General features: G+C 41.0%; 14 protein-coding genes. 11 read left to right on the forward strand and 3 right to left on the reverse strand.

The window, feature by feature from the left end; genetic code table 11:
• The first annotated feature begins 17 nt into the window (after positions 1-17).
• The 3 genes from NY014_RS06925 to NY014_RS06935 are packed head-to-tail and all read left to right on the forward strand — an operon-like array spanning position 18 to position 3,100.
• Positions 18-1,316, forward strand: coding sequence for a cryptochrome/photolyase family protein (locus NY014_RS06925; RefSeq protein ID WP_259413829.1), 1,299 nt, complete (start codon positions 18-20; stop codon positions 1,314-1,316).
• Entirely contained in the window at positions 1,313-2,263 is a 951-nt protein-coding gene (locus NY014_RS06930) for a Smr/MutS family protein (RefSeq protein ID WP_259413830.1), read from the forward strand. Before NY014_RS06925 ends, NY014_RS06930 begins: the two co-directional genes overlap by 4 nt.
• A 3-nt stretch (positions 2,264-2,266) precedes the next feature.
• On the forward strand, positions 2,267-3,100 hold the full coding sequence (locus NY014_RS06935) for a hypothetical protein (protein WP_259413831.1): 834 nt from the start codon (positions 2,267-2,269) through the stop codon (positions 3,098-3,100).
• On the opposite strand, the gene NY014_RS06940 is transcribed toward NY014_RS06935, so the two are convergent.
• Positions 3,101-4,246: a cystathionine gamma-synthase gene (locus tag NY014_RS06940; protein ID WP_259413832.1), complete on the reverse strand. Its 1,146-nt coding sequence runs from the start codon at positions 4,244-4,246 to the stop codon at positions 3,101-3,103.
• Positions 4,247-4,345: 99 nt separating this feature from the next.
• Here NY014_RS06940 and NY014_RS06945 point away from each other — a divergent pair, with 99 nt between their 5' ends.
• The gene (locus NY014_RS06945) at positions 4,346-5,041 is read left to right on the forward strand and encodes a TVP38/TMEM64 family protein (RefSeq protein WP_259413833.1); all 696 of its coding nucleotides are present in this window, start codon (positions 4,346-4,348) and stop codon (positions 5,039-5,041) included.
• On the opposite strand, the gene porU2 is transcribed toward NY014_RS06945, so the two are convergent.
• The gene (porU2, locus tag NY014_RS06950) at positions 5,038-10,056 is read right to left on the reverse strand and encodes a putative type IX secretion system sortase PorU2 (protein ID WP_259413834.1); all 5,019 of its coding nucleotides are present in this window, start codon (positions 10,054-10,056) and stop codon (positions 5,038-5,040) included. The genes NY014_RS06945 and porU2 overlap by 4 nt on opposite strands.
• Positions 10,044-11,120 carry a putative type IX sorting system protein PorV2 gene (locus tag NY014_RS06955; protein ID WP_494337112.1) on the reverse strand — a complete coding sequence of 359 codons (1,077 nt, stop codon included), beginning with the start codon at positions 11,118-11,120 and terminating at the stop codon, positions 10,044-10,046. Before NY014_RS06955 ends, porU2 begins: the two co-directional genes overlap by 13 nt.
• A 400-nt stretch (positions 11,121-11,520) precedes the next feature.
• Here NY014_RS06955 and NY014_RS06960 point away from each other — a divergent pair, with 400 nt between their 5' ends.
• From NY014_RS06960 to NY014_RS06990, 7 genes are all read left to right on the forward strand, one after another.
• Positions 11,521-11,850 (forward strand): PadR family transcriptional regulator, encoded by a 330-nt coding sequence (locus tag NY014_RS06960; protein ID WP_259413837.1) that lies wholly within the window; start codon positions 11,521-11,523, stop codon positions 11,848-11,850.
• Positions 11,851-11,895: 45 nt separating this feature from the next.
• The gene (locus tag NY014_RS06965) at positions 11,896-13,857 is read left to right on the forward strand and encodes a PspC domain-containing protein (RefSeq protein WP_259413839.1); all 1,962 of its coding nucleotides are present in this window, start codon (positions 11,896-11,898) and stop codon (positions 13,855-13,857) included.
• A 58-nt stretch (positions 13,858-13,915) separates the two neighbouring features.
• Positions 13,916-15,316, forward strand: a complete 1,401-nt coding sequence (locus tag NY014_RS06970; RefSeq protein WP_259413840.1) for an MBL fold metallo-hydrolase RNA specificity domain-containing protein — start codon at positions 13,916-13,918, stop codon at positions 15,314-15,316.
• A 10-nt stretch (positions 15,317-15,326) separates the two neighbouring features.
• Positions 15,327-15,794, forward strand: coding sequence for a carboxypeptidase regulatory-like domain-containing protein (locus NY014_RS06975; protein ID WP_259413841.1), 468 nt, complete (start codon positions 15,327-15,329; stop codon positions 15,792-15,794).
• A gap of 101 nt (positions 15,795-15,895) precedes the next feature.
• A complete protein-coding gene (locus NY014_RS06980; protein WP_259413842.1) occupies positions 15,896-16,465 on the forward strand; it encodes an RNA polymerase sigma factor in 570 nt (189 codons plus the stop codon).
• Complete coding sequence (locus NY014_RS06985) at positions 16,458-17,249, forward strand: hypothetical protein (RefSeq protein WP_259413843.1); 792 nt, start codon at positions 16,458-16,460, stop codon at positions 17,247-17,249. The genes NY014_RS06980 and NY014_RS06985 overlap by 8 nt, the downstream gene beginning before the upstream one ends.
• A gap of 36 nt (positions 17,250-17,285) precedes the next feature.
• Complete coding sequence (locus tag NY014_RS06990; RefSeq protein WP_259413844.1) at positions 17,286-18,320, forward strand: outer membrane beta-barrel protein; 1,035 nt, start codon at positions 17,286-17,288, stop codon at positions 18,318-18,320.
• Positions 18,321-18,326 lie beyond the last annotated feature (6 nt).

Here is an 18,326-nt window from a genome sequence, read left to right on the forward strand (position 1 = left end):
TCTTAAAAACACAACAAATGGAAAAAGTCACCCTTTTTTGGTTTAGAAGAGACCTCAGACTCGATGATAATACTGGGCTTTTTTATGCCCTACAACAGGAAAAAAACGCACTTCCAATATTCATTTTTGATCAAAACATCCTAGAAAAATTGGAAGATAAAGACGATGCACGAGTTGGATTTATCCATGATCAAATCACAAAGCTAAAATCCCAACTCGAGCAAAAAGGAAGTTCCATGATTGTCCGAATCGGAAAGCCTTTAGAAATCTATAAATCCCTGTTGGAGGAATATTCAATTCAGGCTGTTTACACAAATCGGGATTATGAGCCTTATGCAAAGGAACGAGATCAAGCCGTATCCGAATTGCTCAAAAATCACGGAGCGGAATTTTTCACCTTTAAGGATCAAATGATTTTCGAGCCGGGAGAAGTATTGAATGGATCCGGTGAATTCTACAAAGTTTTCACTCCCTACAGTAGGGTTTGGTTGGAGAACTTCAAAGGGCAAAAAATTGAGCCACTTTCGAATTTCCAATGGAAGAATCTTTATTCTACCAACCCCCTTCCACTTCCTAGCTTAGAGGAGGTTGGTTTCGAAAAATCAACTATCGAAATCCCTCCAATGGAGACGGACGAAGACATTATCAAACATTATGATAAGACTCGAAATTTCCCGGCCATTCATGGAACAAGCCGATTAGGAATTCACCTTCGTTTCGGTACGATTTCTATTCGAAGGTTAGCCAAAATCGCCGCCAAACTGAATGCAACCTATTTAAATGAGTTGATTTGGCGGGAATTTTACATGACCATTTTGGCCTTCAACCCTCAGGTAGTTGACAAGGCTTTCAAGCCTGCCTACGATCATATTCCTTGGAGAAATAACGAGGAAGAATTTGAAGCTTGGTGCCAAGGAAAAACGGGTTATCCTATTGTTGATGCAGGTATGCGGGAACTGAATGCTACAGGCTATATGCACAATCGAGTTCGCATGATTGTCGCATCTTTTCTAACCAAACACCTACTGATTGACTGGCGCTGGGGAGAGGCCTATTTTGCAAGAAAACTATTGGATTTTGAATTGGCTTCCAACAATGGCGGTTGGCAATGGGCTGCAGGAACCGGTACAGATGCCCAACCATATTTCCGGGTTTTTAATCCCGAATCGCAAACTGAAAAGTTTGATAAAGACTTGAAATATATCAAAAAATGGATCCCGGAATTAGGAACGGAAAAGTACCCAAAACCTATTGTTGATCATAAATTTGCAAGGCAACGAGCAATAGACACCTATAAAGAAGCACTAAACTCATGAATATTGGTGATCGCGTAAGGCTCCTTCACGGGAAGGAGGAAGGCATCATTAAGCGGATTTCTTCCAGTGGAAGAATTGAAGTGGAAATCGAGGATGGTTTTGTCATTCCTGCTTTGAAATCCGAAGCGGTGGTTATCCATTCTGCCGAATCTGCATATTTCGGAGAAAAGGAATCTGAAAGCGAAAAAGCTGAAATTCCTACTCCAATTTCATCACCAAAAGATCAGGGAATCTATTTGGCTTTTATCCCCATCAATGATCAAAATCTTAGCCTATACCTCGTCAATGACAGCAGCATGGATTATTTGTGCCATGCTTCTGAAGTGTATGGTTCGAATCAGCGGACCCTATTTGCGGAGAAATTGAAATCCGGAGAGGCAAAAAAGTTTGATGATCGCATCATCAAAGAAATGAACGATTGGCCTTCATTTCTTCTCCGTTTTCTTCCCATCCAATCGAAATTAGAAAAGGCCAAACCGCCTTTTGAAAGGCAAATCAAAATTAAACCAACCCAATTCTTTAAGCACCTTTCAGAGATTCCAATCCTCAAAAAACGAGGTTATAGCTTTCATCTAGAGCAAACCACTCAGGAATTAGACATCCAAAAACTCAATCAGGAATTGGAATCAATTAGTTCAAAGCCAGCTATTGAACCCATCCAAAAGCCCGAAAAACGCGTGGACTTGCATATCGAAGAACTTGTTCCAAATCATGAAAATTTGAGCAATTCTGAAATGCTACGAATTCAATTGGAGCATTTTGAAAAAACTTTGAATCAAGCAATCGCCTCGGGAATGCATGAAATCACCTTCGTACACGGGATAGGAAATGGCGTGCTTCGCAAAGAAATTCACAAGCGATTGAGTCAATTGACAAATATTCAGTACTTTCAAGACACGCAGAAAGATCAATGGGGCTATGGAGCCACTCTCGTTCGAATAACTTGACCCATGCAGACTAAAGTCTCCCGGATTTTTGAATTGTTTGAGAAAAACCTAAAGGAAGCGAAAAGTCTTTTTCTCGAACTCAGCAAACAGATAAAGTCCAAGAAAGCAGCCATGCTTTTCGAAAAGCTGGAATATTTGGAAATATTCGGAGAACTTCTGGGTAAAATCCATTTTGAGCAGCAAGAATTTGCCAATCAACTATTTCGAGATTTCCGGATTTTACAAAAAGACCTTAAAAAAATCATTCGGCTTAAAACCGTCGAAATTGGCCTACGTGACCGGCAAGTTCTCAAAAATCAAACTTTCAAAAGTTACGAAGCATTTTTAGCTGACCACAAAAAAGGATTGCATACAGAAGCATTTGACCGGATTGTGGGAGGAACGATCTCCAGGTGGGAAAAATTAAATGTGGAGGTAAAAAACGGAAGTATTGGCCACAAGCCAATAACTATCAGTACAGCGATTCATCAATTGGTCAATGAGGAGCTAGAATTTTTCCATATTGATTGGAAGAAAGGCTTGGACTCCAAAGCATGCAAGGACATGGATGTCGGGCTCCGAAAAATCCTCCATTTGGAATTCATTCTTCAATATTTGGGTTTCAATCCCATCTTTGTCACTGCTATTCATGAAGAAATAGAAAGCCTCCTTCAGACTCTTTCTAAATGGTACAACAACCACCTCGAACTTCAATCCCTTTCTCAATATTTATCGGACAAAGAGCAGGTTTCCAAAAAGTATTTGGACTGGATTAAAGACCTTCAGACCAAAAAGAAAAGCCTGTCTTCCGCGGTAGAAAAACAGGCTCAGGAATTATTTCATAAGATTTTGGATTGATCAAATCACATCCAAAGCTTTCGCTAAATCATTTTTTAAATCCTCGGCATCCTCAATTCCAACACTCAGTCGAATTAAGGAATCGACCAAGCCAACTTTCTCCCGCTCCTCTTTAGGAATGCTAGCATGAGTCATGGTAGCAGGATGACCACAAAGCGATTCAACCCCTCCTAGAGATTCAGCCAAAGAGAATAGCTTAAAGTTTTCCATGACTTTCTTGGCATCTTCTAAGCGATTACCAACTAAGGTAAAGGAGATCATTCCTCCAAAATCACGCATTTGCTTCTTGGCAATATCATGATTTGGATGATCCTCAAACCCTGGCCAATATACCTTGTCAACTTTCGGATGATTTTTCAAATAGGCGGCAATAGTTTTCCCATTCTGAGAATGGCGCTCCATGCGAATATGAAGGGTCTTGATTCCTCGCAATACCAAGAAACAATCCTGTGGTCCAGGAGTAGCCCCTGAGGCATTTTGCAAAAACACCAATCGCTCTGCCAAGGCATCGTCTTTTACAATTAAAGCACCCATAACCACATCGGAATGTCCTCCCAAATATTTGGTCACCGAGTGCATTACAATGTCAGCTCCTAGATCTAGTGGATTTTGAAGAAAAGGAGAAGCAAACGTATTGTCCACTCCAAGCAATACTCCATGATTCTTAGCGATTTTTGCCACCGCTTCTATATCAATGATATTCATCATGGGATTGGTAGGAGTTTCCACCCAAATCAACTTTGTGTTTGAATTGACTTTTTCCTCGATAGCATCCATATTAGCCATTGGCACGAAGTGGAACTTGATTCCAAATGGCTCGAACACTTTGGTGAATAGCCTGTATGTCCCGCCATATAAATCGCTTGTACTGATAATTTCATCACCAGGTCGGAACAACTTCATCACTGCGTCAATTGCTCCCAATCCAGAAGAAAAACAAATCCCATGTTTTCCATTTTCAAGGGCTGCCAAGTTTTGTTGTAAGGCCGTCCTTGTAGGATTGTGAGTACGCGAATACTCATATCCTTTGTGGTCTCCGGGTGAGCGTTGAACGTAGGTGGAAGTTTGATAAATAGGAGTCATAATCGCTCCTGTACTCGGATCTGGCTCTACACCTGCGTGGATAGCTTTGGTACCGAATTTCATAGATTTTCAGTGTATTTTGAGATTCTTAATATTCGTATCGAAATCAGCGGCATAAACTTGCTATACTTGCAAGCCAGCCTTCCTTGAGGGAGACCAAATATGACAAAAAAGGGCAGTTTTTTCAATCAATTTCTTCAATACCTTAAAAATCATCCTGCAGCGACCATTGCATGGATTTGGTCGGTAAGTTTTCCCCTTCTGGGAAGTCTTTGGTTGGCCGGAAACTATCAGTCAATTCTCGAAAAAGAACCTGCTACTCTATTAGACTTTGCTTTGCTGGGCCTACTTGCTTCCTCTATCATGGGACTGGCATTTTTACCTACCACCTTAACTGCAGTTTTTATTGGCTTTTGGCTGGGATGGGATGGATTTATTTGGTTTATCGCAGCATATTCTCTTGCCAATGTATTGGGCTATGCAGTCGGAAAATACCTGAATTTGGATTTTTTGGATTTCCTCAGTGAAAAGTCTCCCGATTTCTACCAAAAGCTTGAAAGTAAAAAAGGAAATTGGGGAGCTTTAATATTCTTTATCCGAATAAGTCCGGTAATTCCCTTTGCAATTTCCAACCTTCTTTTCGCATCCCTTCAGGTTCCGCTGCGCAAAGTTTTGATATACGGCATTCCGGGTATGTTACCCCGAACCATCATGGCATTTTTAGCCGGAATCGTAGCCAGTGATTTTATGGAGGCAAAAAACAATCTTCAGGAACCCTGGCAAATTATCCTGCTAATATTTTTATTGATTATTAGCATTTGGGGTATCTGGATCAATTGGAAAAAGTCCAAATCCTAACGCAAAAGGTACATTTTACCATAACCTTGACGGAAAGCACGGTCACCTGCCGTCGGTCGATGCTCCATGAATTGGCCGTTTTTGCGAACCAAGACCCGATAAATATAAACCCCATTTGCCAACTGGTCTCCGTATTCATCGCGACCATCCCAAGCATATTCGGTGATGTTGTTTCCTATTCGAATCGGACCTAATTCTTCCTGCAAAATCTCTCTCACTACCCTACCCGTCACCGTCATAATTTGAATTTTGATTTCATCTGGGATTTCTGCACCTGTCACAGTAAACACAAATCTAACGCTGGTACTGAATGGATTAGGATAAGGATAGAAATTCGTGATTTGAGATTCATTTATCACCTCAAATGTCACCTGATAAGGTTCTGGCGAATCTTCATTCTGAACCTTTAAGGTATAAGTTCCATCCTCCAAAGGACCGGGTTGGAAGGAAACTCGGAAGTCCTGATTTTCAGAAGCAGGAATCCATGTCAGCTTTGGATCTGAGAAATTTACTCGCTCAAATTCGCAGGATTCACAGTTTTTCTTGAGGAAAATATCAAGGCCTACTGTGTCTTTTTTATAGATGAGACTTTGATCATTTTTCAGAATAGTATTAATCAAAACAGTTGGGGAAACGATATCACCATCCATGATATAAATCCCATCAAAATTCACATCGAGCAAGGCCTGACTGTCATCTGCCTCCACTTCGAAATAGATACCTAAATCAACTTGGTTGTTTCGGTAAGTCTGTTCTGGCAAAATTCTCGGATTGGCAAAAATCTGTACTTCGTAGCTTCCTGATTTACCAATAGTATTAAATTCTATTACATGGGTAAAGGACTCCCCAGCTTTTAAGGCTGCGAATTTTTTAGAGAAATTCTCCACAGCCCTTGTTCGCGAATTAATAATTTTCCAATCCACTTGAATAGAATCCAAAAAGTCCAAGCTAGAGACATTGGTGAATTCAAATGGAAGCGTCCCCACTTGTCCTTCGCGAAGACGAGCATTTTCTGGATTGGGTTGAACCACCAAAGCTCCTTCCGGTACTCCAGTATAATTTACCTGCCAGAAATTCAAATCAGCCGGATCTGTAGATTCCGGATCATCCATGAGATATCTTAATCGAAGGAATGGATAATTCTCTGAATTTATGAATGAAAGATCGATCTGCTGATCTTTTATTCCACCCAATAAAATCTCTTCCTCACCAGTCTTATTTATCCCGATAATATCGAAGCTGGTTAATTGCTCATCAATCCAAGGCCGCTCATTGATCCGCTGAATCATGCGCTCCCAATTACTGGAAGGTCCGATTTGAGGAGTCACAATTACGCCTTCACTGATATATCCCTGCAATGCCGTTTTAAAACTCAAGGTTTGCTGACTTGCAGGCAATTCAAAATCTGGATTTCCAATAATCTCCAAAGCTTCGCCTGGCTTCATTCCCTTTCTTCCATAAAGGATATAAGGGTCACCCGATTTTAGATTTCGAAGTGTGACCTCACTCGCTCCAAACTCCTTCAATCGGGCATAAGCCTGATCCGTCCAATCATCGAAGTTCACCGAACCAACAGAGAAAATAACCACATAATCTCCTTCAGGAACATTCTCGGTATAATCATCCAACATGGTGCGACCCGGAGCAACAATCCATGCATTCCGAATACTTTGAATCAATTGAGGTGGTCTGCCACAGGATCTACTATCCAAAATATCAAAACCGGGAACAGGAACTGGGAGATAGGGTTGCAAGGTTTTTTGCTGGAAGGTAACTAAGCCCAAAGAGCCATTTGGACAAAGTCGGCTATTGGCATTGTTGACATTATCGATGATTTGAGGGACATCATTCAGGTAAAATTGTGTATTTCTAAATGAAAGGGTATCCACCTGAGAACCGACGGTAAACACCTCAAATCCCAAGTTTTGCTCCAAATATTTCCATTGGGATGCGGATTCATCAAGCTTTAAATTATCAAGGGAATTTTCATTTAACTGAGGGATTTCCCGTTGCGTCCAGCCCTCTGGACCATTAGGAATGAAAGAAAAAGAAGTACTTGTCCAAGCATCAGTCTCACCGGGAAGTGGTTCCTGATATTTCGATCTCCAATAGTAAGTCACTGAATCATTACCTGTCAACAAATCCATGTTCCATCTGAAAAGTCCCTTGGTAGGAATTCGGATTTCTTTGCGATAAGCGGAATTAAAATTAGAAGCCGTATCCAGCTGAACGATTACGGTCCTTTCCAAATCATTTTTCCCTGGAATCTGACCAATTAATTCAAGATTTTGAATATTGGTGATGCCATAATTCAATGGGAAAAGATGAATCGTGCCGCTAAGTGGAATGAACTGAGTAAAGCTGATTTGATTATTGGAGAAAGCCATCTCATCCACTTCCTGCTTACTATTCACTTCCAGTTCAAATACATTCTCTCCGGCAGAGTTTATCTCTTGATTTGGAATGGAAAAAAACAAGGTATCCAGTCGATTTGTCGGAGGGATTTTTACTTCCGGATAATCAATTACCGTCCCATCCGGTAATCTTCGACGAATGCGATAATGAATCGAATCTCGACTTGTAATTCCAATATTTCGAAGAACAAAGCTCAGCTTCAAACTGTCAGAAAGTGAGGAAATCGGATCATTTGAAAAACTTTCAATTTTTACTTCCGACTCATTCAAGTAATAATCCGGCTTATCCGCTGGAAACAAACGTACCCCAGGATCCCCTAACAAAATCATCTGCTCCATGTGGGAATAATTCAGCGGATTTGTTCCGTAGAGTTCAATCAAACGAGTTTCTGAACCTCTTTTCACCTCCCCAACCGTTCGATAAATAGTGGTACTATCGGCAAAAGCCTCCAAGTAAAATTGCTCAGAATACCTTCTCAAATACACATCCACGCCAATGGAGGAATTTGCAAGTATGTTGGACGCTCCCTTCTCAGCAGCCATCACCCAATCCTCCCCTTGAGTATAATTAGTTCCAAAAGCACTTCCGTAATCACAGCCATTGAAAAGCATGACCGGATACTTCCCCTTGTTCTGATAATTGATGGTAGGGTCTGAAGCAAATCCGATATCAATATCCAAAATGGTGGGTGACCCATGACCGAAGAAAGTCACCAAAGACCTTCCCTCATTTAAGTCTCCAGTGATGTCGATGACTTCCACCACACTATTGGATCGCTTTCGGTAGGTCGTCACATTTCCTCCCAAGAATGGGCCTTCGGCAATGGCTTTAAAACCATTCAGGAAACTGAAATAGCGGTCCAATTCCAATTCCGAAACACCTCCGCCTAAGTGTATGAGTTCTTTTTGCCACGGAGCAGAAAGCCCAACCTGATCTTTTTCTATGGCTTTTTTGAGATAGATTTCAAGTTCCTGGGAATTCTTTGCCGGGATTCTGCCTATCGCTATAGCGGGAACATTTGGATTTTCAGGGTCCAAACCAACGACAAATTCATTATCCGAAAAAGGATATCCTGCCACAGGAATCAAACTTTGGAAAGGAAAAATGGAAGGGTTATTTCGGTAGAAAAATGTTCTTCCTCCTTCTCTTGCAGTGGAGTAAATAGCCAGCCCCCTTCCTGCTAATAGAACATGAGAAGGTCTATGAACCGGATAGTAAGCTTTCAAAAAGTTGATTAATGCTAATGGAGTTTCTTCACCGAAAGAAAACTGATTATACAAATCCTCCATCAAAAGGGTAAGAGTATCATAACTCCCGCCTATAGGGGAAGCTCGATGTTCTGCATAAGCTTCTAATGGATTTTCAAATTCTGTTGCAGCTTTTTGCAACTCTCGGTGACCAACCAAAATATAATTGGCTGATTGGGACATATAATCTCTAAATCGAACCTTTTCCAGTTGGCTGATCTCTTGAATATGACCTTGATTTTCTAGCCAGATTCGACTTGCCCTTCCTTCTTTTCCGGCTTGTAATCCCAATTCATTTCCCACTCGATCTAAAATTATCCATTCAGGATTTTCCAAATCAAACACATCGATAGCCCTGTATTCCTGAGACAAACCAGTTAATCTGGTACGAGAAACTCCAGCTGGAACTTCTATTTTTTCAAAATCTAAATCCCCATTTACAGGAGACTTTTGATAAGTTATCCGGGCATAAGTGATGGAAATATTATCCGTTGATTCCGCTCCAATCGGACTAACCGTAATCAGAATATTCCCCAATGGGTCAAAGTCTGCATATTGAAGGGGAATTTCTAAGTAAATCGTATTGAAATTTTCAAATTCAGCCTGCTGAGCTATCCGAAGCGTAGCATTATTTTTCCCGACACTGATTCTTGCCAAATGTGCGTTTAGAGATCTACCAACAAGTCCTATTTCCAATTTTGGAGAGCCAGCATTGACGATTTGACCTAGATTTTCGAAGGCGATTGACCGTACATTTCCCTTTGTCAAGACCGAACTCATCCAACCTTCCCCTATGTCGTATTTTGAAAGTCGGAAGCCCAACGCATAAGAATTCCCCAAGGAAAACTGCTCCCCAAAAACCTGAATTTTTGAGCTTTGATAATTTGATACTTGGGGAAGTTCGGCAGGTGGTGCTAATCTTACCGCCATTCGTTTCCCTTGTCGATTTGGCTGTATGGTCAGGAAAAATGCAGTACTATCTGAATGCGTGTTATAGTAAGGATTGACAGGAATAATATCTTTATAAAGGATCGAATCCAAAGTAGCATCGTTTCGTAATCCAAAAAACTCAATAAAATCCCCAGCATCGAAACTTCCATCTTCTTCTCCCTTCACATGGATTGCGATCTCTTTACCTCGATGATACATACTCAGATTTCGAGGATCTAGCGAATTCAGATTGATCCCCGCAGCCTCCAAAGTCTCCGGTTTGATTCGGTAAATTCCGTCACTTCCCGTTTTGACTTTATAATAATCCTGATCAAAGGAATACCAAGCCCCATCCTGCGCAGCAAGAGGCAAGGCCCAAAAAAGGAGCAGAATAATTCTTATTGATGACTTCAATACTCCCATCCCTTAAATTTTCGATCTTCTTCTTTCAATTTCTCCAAAGACACTTTCACGCTAAAGATGTGGGAATAAGGTGTATCAGACACATTCCCGATATCCGACAGTGCGTAGTCAATTTGAAAAAGCTCATTAATAATAAAACCAAGCCCTGTGCTGGGTAGAAAATTTAAATTCCGTTCTCCTTGAAAATCTTTAATGTATTGAAGATTGCTGATACCAGTCCTTATAAATACAGATTTCTTGAATCCTAACTCCAATCCCAACCGGGGATCAATACTCAAAAGAGAGGTAGAAATCACCGTGTTTCTATTTCCATCGAAAGTCATCTCCAAGTCCAGAGCGGAAGTCAGCGAGAACTTTTCTCCGAAATTCCAGAAATAGGAAATACTACTTATAGCCCGAGGCAGGGTTAATTCCACCGAATTCAAAGGAATTTCATTATTAGTAGAAGAGTAAATATCCCTCACCAATTCAGCATTGTGGGCCCAGGCATTAAAGGTGGTAGTAATATCCCGAATCATCAATCCAGCGGTCAACCGCTTGTGAACATACATCCCTCCTACATCAAGTCCAAATCCCCATGCAGATGCAAATTTGCCGACATTTCGATGAATCACTTTGGCATTAGCACCAACCTTTATCTTATCAGAAATCGCCCTAGCATAGGTTAATAAAAGCGCATAATCCGCAGCATTGAAAAATTGGATATTGTTATAATTTAAAGCTCCATTAGCATCATATAAAAAGCGGGTATCAGGAATATCATCGACCCCAAACCGGATCAATGATACAGCAATTTGACTTTGATCTTTTAAAGGGGTAGTGAAGGCTAAATAATCGAATTGAGCAATCCCTGCGAAATATTCCGCATGCATTAGGGTGGCTTCATACTTATGATTCGTGCCAAAAAGACCAGCAGGATTCCAAAAAGAAGCAGTAACATCCCGAACAGCCGAAACCTGCGCTCCACCCATTCCTAAAGCACGAGCTCCTACCCCTATATTCAAAAATTCATTGGAATATTTGGGTGTCAAGTCTTGTCCAACTGCCTCGGACAGGTGGCAAATTAAAAATAGCGAAAAGCCGAAAAGCCTTAGAAAAGATCCTAGTTTCCCAATCACAATTCCAAAATAACCAAAATCTTTTTAGACCAATTACTGGATTCCATTTTCTCTAAAAACTTGATCGGTTTGTGTACACAATCGGACAGTTTTCTGTACGTAAATTAACATTTATTTGGAGTCTTATTTCTGTGTAGAATTTATCTGAAAAAAAAATTTAAAAATCAGCAAGCCTACAAAAACGGCCTTAATTGCCTCCAAAAGCACTTTTTGTAAAAATCAAATCCCAGAAACCCCATCTTTATACCTAGAATTAGGTAATGCAAGGTAGCTTGGAAAAGATTGGTATCATTTTTCATTCTAAGAGAGTGAGGAAAAAAATATTTCTCAGTAAAAAACCAACCTTATGAATATTGCCAACACACAAATTCAAATGAGAAAAGGGCTTTTGGAGCTTTGTGTCCTTCATATCATTTCTCGGGGTGAAGTTTACACCTCAGATTTGATAGAGGAACTGACCCAAGCCCAGATAATCGTGGTAGAAGGCACCTTATATCCCCTTCTTAATCGTCTCAAGTCCTCCGATCTGGTTCAATACCGATGGGTGGAATCCGAATCCGGTCCACCTAGAAAGTATTATTCGATTACAGATCAAGGCAAAGAGTTTCTAGAAACACTTCAGGATACGTGGAATTCCCTGATGAATTCTACCCAATCAATCACCCAAAAGAAATGAAATCGGAACTAGTATCCGGAAGTAGACGAAAAAATTGACAAAACCATGAAAAAGACAATAAGTATCAACATCAGCGGAATCTTATTCCACATCGAGGAAGATGGCTATGATACCTTGCGCAAATACCTTGACGCGATCAATAAGCATTTCTCTTCCTACCCTGACAATCAGGAAATCATCTCGGATATCGAAAATCGTATTGCTGAGATTTTCCTTAGCAACCTGAAAAACAACAAGCAGGTCATCACTGCCGAAAACGTAGACAACCTCATTAAAAAAATGGGGACTATCGCGGATTTTGTTTCTGTAGAAGACAGCGAAACTGAAAAGGAACAGAATGAAGAAAAAGCAAGCTCTGATGATTTCTACAAGTATGTGACTCCACCGGATGCGGACAAAAAGGGCTATAAGAAATTGATGCGGTCAGAACCCAAAAAGATCTTGGGTGGGGTTTGTGCAGGAATCGCAAACTATTTCCGCATCGACCCACTTTGGGTACGATTAATTGCCCTGCTACTTCTTTTCAGTGGAAACATCAATGGATCATGGGGTGGACCGGGTCTCTTTTTGTTTGATGACTTCCGCTTGAAGTTTTCCTTTGGATTGTTTGCTGTAGTGGCCTATATCGTCCTTTGGATCATCCTTCCGGTAAGCTATGATTATGAGGAGGACAAGAATATCAAAAAACTCTACAGAAACCCGGATGACAAAGCCCTTGGGGGTGTCGCCAGTGGATTGGCAGCTTATTTCGGAGTGGAAGTTCTTTGGATTCGCCTAGCCTTTGTATTCCTTACCATTGCAGGTGGTTCTGGAGTTTTGATTTACCTGATTCTTTGGATCATTACACCTGTAGCCGTGTCTATCACAGAGCGGATCAAAATGAAGGGAGGGGAAATTACTTTGGATAATATTGATTCTACTCTAAAGGAAAATATGAATCCTGTTCCTCCTCAGCCAGAATCTACGCTGAAGAAAATCGTGATGACTCCATTCCGAATTTTGGGACAAGTCATTGAAGCGATCGGGAAAGCCTTAGGGCCATTGGGTAAATTCATTTTGGCAATTTTCCGGATAGTATTTGGAATCATCGTCCTGTTCATCGGGCTTGCGATCACCATCACTCCGATTTTGGCTTTGGCATTCTTCTTTGAATACCTAAATCCAAATGATTACATCTTCGAAACCAACGGAATACCTTTTGAACTCTTCACTGGAATCGTTCCGGATTGGTTGGCGATCAGTTCCTCTTTCCTTTTGATTATACCAGGTATCATCTTCATGCTTTTGGGCTTTAGTGTATTGATCAAAAAGAATTTATTAGGAAACCGATTTGGTCTAGTAGCCTTTGTGATTTGGCTATTGTTTTTGGGAATCACCTTGTTCCAAATTCCAAGAATTGCTTCACAGTTCAAGGAAGAAAACTGGCATAGAATCTCTGAAACTGTCCCGGTGACAGAAGGCACGATGCTTTTGACCTTGGATACCCAAGCGGAGGATCCTGATTTCAATGAGGTAAGTTTGAAAATAGAAGGAACAGCTGACACTTTGGTCACCTTGGAAAAAGAGTTTTTCTCCCGAGGAAAAAGCAAGGCAGAGTCCTTGGAAAATGCCAAAATGTTAGTTTACCAAGTTTCAGTATTGGATTCCATCGTTACTTTCCCTCCGGGATTTGACTACAGCGCTATGGATGTATTTAGAGACCAAAAAGTGAACCTAGTCTTGAAGGTGCCTTATGAAAAACCTTTCTTGATGGATCGTTCATTGTTGGAAATCCTTCGAAACACACTTTATAGAAATGGCTATAAATCAAGTGATGTCCGAGAGAAAAACATCTGGGCTTTCAATGAAGCCGGGCTGGTTTGTCTGACTTGTGGATTAGATACGGATGAAACTGAAAATCAAGACGAAGCGAGCGAAGAAGAAACGGAAGAAGAACAACTCAACCGAGCCAAACTAGACAGTCTGTCACGGGTCAAATACCTGCAACGACTGGACTCAGTAGAATAAAAAAGAGGGCATCCAAGCAAGGATGCCCCTTTTTTTGTATCTTCTCAAAAAAACATCAATGGACATTAGCGTAAAATTTTTGGGAGGAGCTGGCTCAGTTACAGGTTCCAAATATTTGATTGATACCGGTGATTTTGAATTTTTGGTAGACTGCGGGCTCTTTCAGGGAAGGCGTGAACTTCGGGAGCGCAACTGGGATAAATTCCCCATGCCACTAGACCAAATGGAAGCTATCGTGCTTACCCATGCTCACCTTGACCATGTAGGCTATTTACCTCGATTGGTTAAGCAGGGTTTTACCGGACCTATTTACTGTACAGAGGCTACAGCCGAACTCGCAAAAATTTTATTGCTAGACTCAGGAAAGCTTCAGGAAGAAGAGGCTGAATACGCCCGAAAAAAGGGATACTCAAGGCATGATGATCCCCAACCGCTTTATTCCATGGAAGATGCGGAAAAAGTCTTTCCTCAATTTGTCCCCTGTGATTTCGATAAACCAGTCGAAATCAATCCAAACATCCATGCAACATTTTACCATGCGGGGCATATTTTGGGAGCATCCATTGTGAAGATTGTTATTCAAGGCGATCAACAAAAAAAACGTTTGGTATTTTCGGGAGATTTGGGACGCTACCATGATCCGATCTTATTCCCTCCTACCCGTATTCCTAAAGCGGATATTCTCTGGATAGAATCCACTTATGGTAATCGGATTTCCAAAAAAATAAAACCTGAAGATGAACTTCGGGATGCCATATTGGACACCTTCGATCGTGGGGGCTTAGTCATTATTCCTTCCTTCGCGATAGGCCGTACTCAGTTGATTATGTATTACATTTTCCAGTTGATGGAAAAAGGAAAAATCCCAAAAGTTCCAGTCTTTGCAGATTCTCCCATGGGAATCAATGCCACGGAATTATACATGAAATTCAAATCCGATCATCGCTTATCGGCAGTTTTGGAAGAGGATGAAGCCCATCCTTTTGATTTTCCTCAGCTGAAATATTACAAGAAACAGGAAGAATCTAAATCCTTGAATGAATACCGGGGAAATGCCATCATCATTTCGGCATCCGGAATGGCTACGGGTGGCCGTGTCCTTCATCACTTGTATCATCATTTACCAAACGAGAAAAATGGAGTCATTTTCGTAGGGTATCAAGCTGAAGGAACTCGAGGAAGAAGGATTTTAGAAGGAGAAAAGTTTATAACAATTTACGGACAACAGGTTCCTTCCAATGCAAAAGTTTACCAAGTCGAAAGCCTTTCTGCACATGCCGACCAGGAAGAACTTATGGAATGGGCCGAGGGATTTTGTGAAAAGCCGAAAATGACTTTTGTGATTCACGGAGAAGAAGAAAGTTCAGAAGAATTAGCCATGAAACTGAAAAATGAATTAGGCTGGAACACCATCATTCCAAACTACTTAGAATCTGTCATGCTTTTTGAGGGAATTTGAAAAAACTGCCATGCAAAAGATACCTTACCTTCTATATATTTTAGCAATAGTCCTCATGAATTTTTCCTGCAAAAGCCAAACCTCAGAAAGTCAAGGAATCTCAGGAAAGGTCACTTGGCTGGAGGGAAATCAAATGCCGATGATCTCTGAAGATGGTGATGCAAGTCCCGTAAATCCAAAGGGAATTCCAGCAAAACGAACGATTTTGATTTACCCCTTGACTAATTTGGCCGATTCAAGAATGGAGGATGGGTTATTTGTTCAAGTAAAAGGAGAACCCATCGCGAAGACTGAATCTGATGAAAACGGAGAATACAAATTGGAATTGAGTCCGGGCAGGTATTCCATTTTCACTCAAGAAGAGGATGGACTTTTTGCCAATCTTTTTGATGGAGAGGGAAATATCCAACCTGTGACGATCAGAGATAAGGAATGGACTATTTTAGATATTATAATTAATTACAAAGCCGTATTTTAATTAACTGATTTATAGTCATTTGTAATTTTTTTAACTTTTTTTCACTGGAGAAGCAACCTTTTCCATAAGATTCACATCTACCTCCATGAAAGCAAACCAGAATGTTCTCTAGAACCGACTATTCTACTGAAGACAAACTCATAAAAGGATGCCTGAAAGGTGATCGGTCAGCCCAGCGGGCCCTCTATGAGCGGTATTCAGGGAAGTTTCTGGCCATTTGCATTCGTTATCTCAAGGATAGGGAACACGCTGAAGATGTCATGATTGAGAGCTTTATGAAAATTTTCGAAAAATTACCCCAATACGAATCTAGGGGGAGTTTTGAAGGTTGGATGAAGCGAATCGTGGTCACCCAGGCACTCATGACCTTGAGAAGCAATAGACACCTGATGATGGAAGTACATGTAGAAGAGGATCATGAATACGAGCATTTTCACTACGAAAGTACTTCGCTGGAAGCAGATGAACTTAGAGAACTCGTAGAAAGCCTACCGGTAGGCTATCGCACAGTCTTCAACCTGTACGCAATCGAGGGCTATGCCCATCAGGAAATTGCCGAATTGCTAGGGATATCGGAAAGCACTTCCAAATCCCAACTGAATCGGGCAAGAAATACCTTAAAAGAAAAAATTGCCAGTCAACAACTCAAAGAAAGGAGAATAAATGGCTAAGAAGAATGAACATATCGATGTGATTTTCCGGGAGAAGTTGGAAAATCATGAGGTTAGACCTAGCCAATTGGCCTGGGAGCGCCTTGAGAATCAGCTTCCAAAAGAGGAAAAATCTAATCCACGAATCTATTGGTGGGCTGCGGCAGCTGCCGTAGTAGTCATCTTCCTCGTAGGTTCTTTGCTTCGCAATCCATCCCAACCTTTTGCAGAGGAAAATTTGACTGCCGAACAAATTGAGTCTACTGAAAATCAACCAAATCAAGCACCTGAAGTTGTGGAAGATTTGGTAGCAGATACTAGTCCAATTGAAGGAGGAGAAGAAAACTCAACTCCAGTAATCGAAGAACCAAAACAAGAAATCACAAATCAAAAGCCCCAAACTACTCCAGAAATAAAAAATCAATTCGAAGAACCATCTAAAAATCTCATTGCTGAAGCTCAAATCCCTGAAAAAGAAGTAGCTGAAGAAGAGATTAATCAGACTGAGATTATTCCAATTATACTTCCTATCGAGCGGGAAATCCCAGAATTGAAACCGATGGATTTGAATCAGGCCGTGGCGGAATTGAAGACGGAGGAAGCGGAAGAGCCTGCCTATAAGGTGACCATTATTTCCGATGGAATCAAAGAGGATAAAAACCTCATTGCCGGAATCGGTAAAAAGGTGGACCAGGTAGGTGGCTTGTTCGGAAAAGTTGATGAAGGCTTTGCCAATCTTCAGGATGCGAAAAACAACCTTTTCGCAAGCCTGACCACCAGAAAAGAAAAAATGACCGAAGAGTAATAAAAAAGATCACCAACCCATTATTTGAAAACTAAGATGAAAAAATACCTGCTATTATTTTGTTTGATGGCTCTTGTTCAGGTGGCTTTTGCTACCGAAATGCCATCCTTCGATCACCAAATCAACAAGGATTCTGTGATCGTAGAATTCGGAAAATCCGGAAGAGTCGTCATTATCGTGGACAGTAAAGACGATTTTGAGAAATTGAAGTCCATGAATATCAATGAAATCATCCGCTCTTTGGATTTGGAAGAAAATGAAGATACCGGTGAATTGACCATCGTGGAAATCCGTAAAAAAGACGGTACGACCAAAGAAGTGGTTAAAGTACGTGAGGATGGCCTGGAAACCGAAGTTCAAATTGGAGGCATGCGTGTCTATGTAGATGAATCTGGGGAGAATACCAAAGTCAAAATTGAAACCAATAAATCCAAAAAACAGGAACCGCCTTTCCGCACCTATTTCAACATAGATCTCGGTGTCAACAACTACCTCAATCCAGATGGGCAGTTTCCTTCCTCTGACAATCCTTATGCTGTAAAAGGCTGGGGTAGCTGGAATTTAGGTCTAAACTGGATGGCTGCTCAGCGGATTTCCAAAGGTTTTTACTGGGATTTCGGAATAGGTTTCCAATTCTACAACTTCAAGTTTGAAAACCGCGACTTCCAGGCTGTAAGAGGAGACAACCAAATTGAGTTCATCCAGCGAAATGATGTCAATGGCTTCAAAAGCAAAATCTCTGCTTCCTACATCACAGCCATGACTATGCTTGAATTGGACTTTGGTAAAATGAATGATAATGGTCGCAGAGGTCTTCGAATTGCAGCAGGACCTTATGCTGGATATAGACTTGGTGGCCAATCCAAATATGTTTACAAAGAACTAGGCGGATCCGGAAGAAAGAAAGACAAGCAAAATACCGGCTTGTACCTGAACAACTTCCGATATGGTGTCCGAGGTGAAATCGGAGTTGGTCGTGTCACCTTCTTTACCACATACGACCTTAATACGCTATTCCAAGAAGATAAGGGCCCTGAGTTAAATCCAATCACTTTTGGAATCGTATTCTAAATTGAT

This window comes from Algoriphagus limi, assembly GCF_024919275.1.
In the GTDB taxonomy this organism is placed as follows: Bacteria; Bacteroidota; Bacteroidia; order Cytophagales; family Cyclobacteriaceae; genus Algoriphagus; species Algoriphagus limi.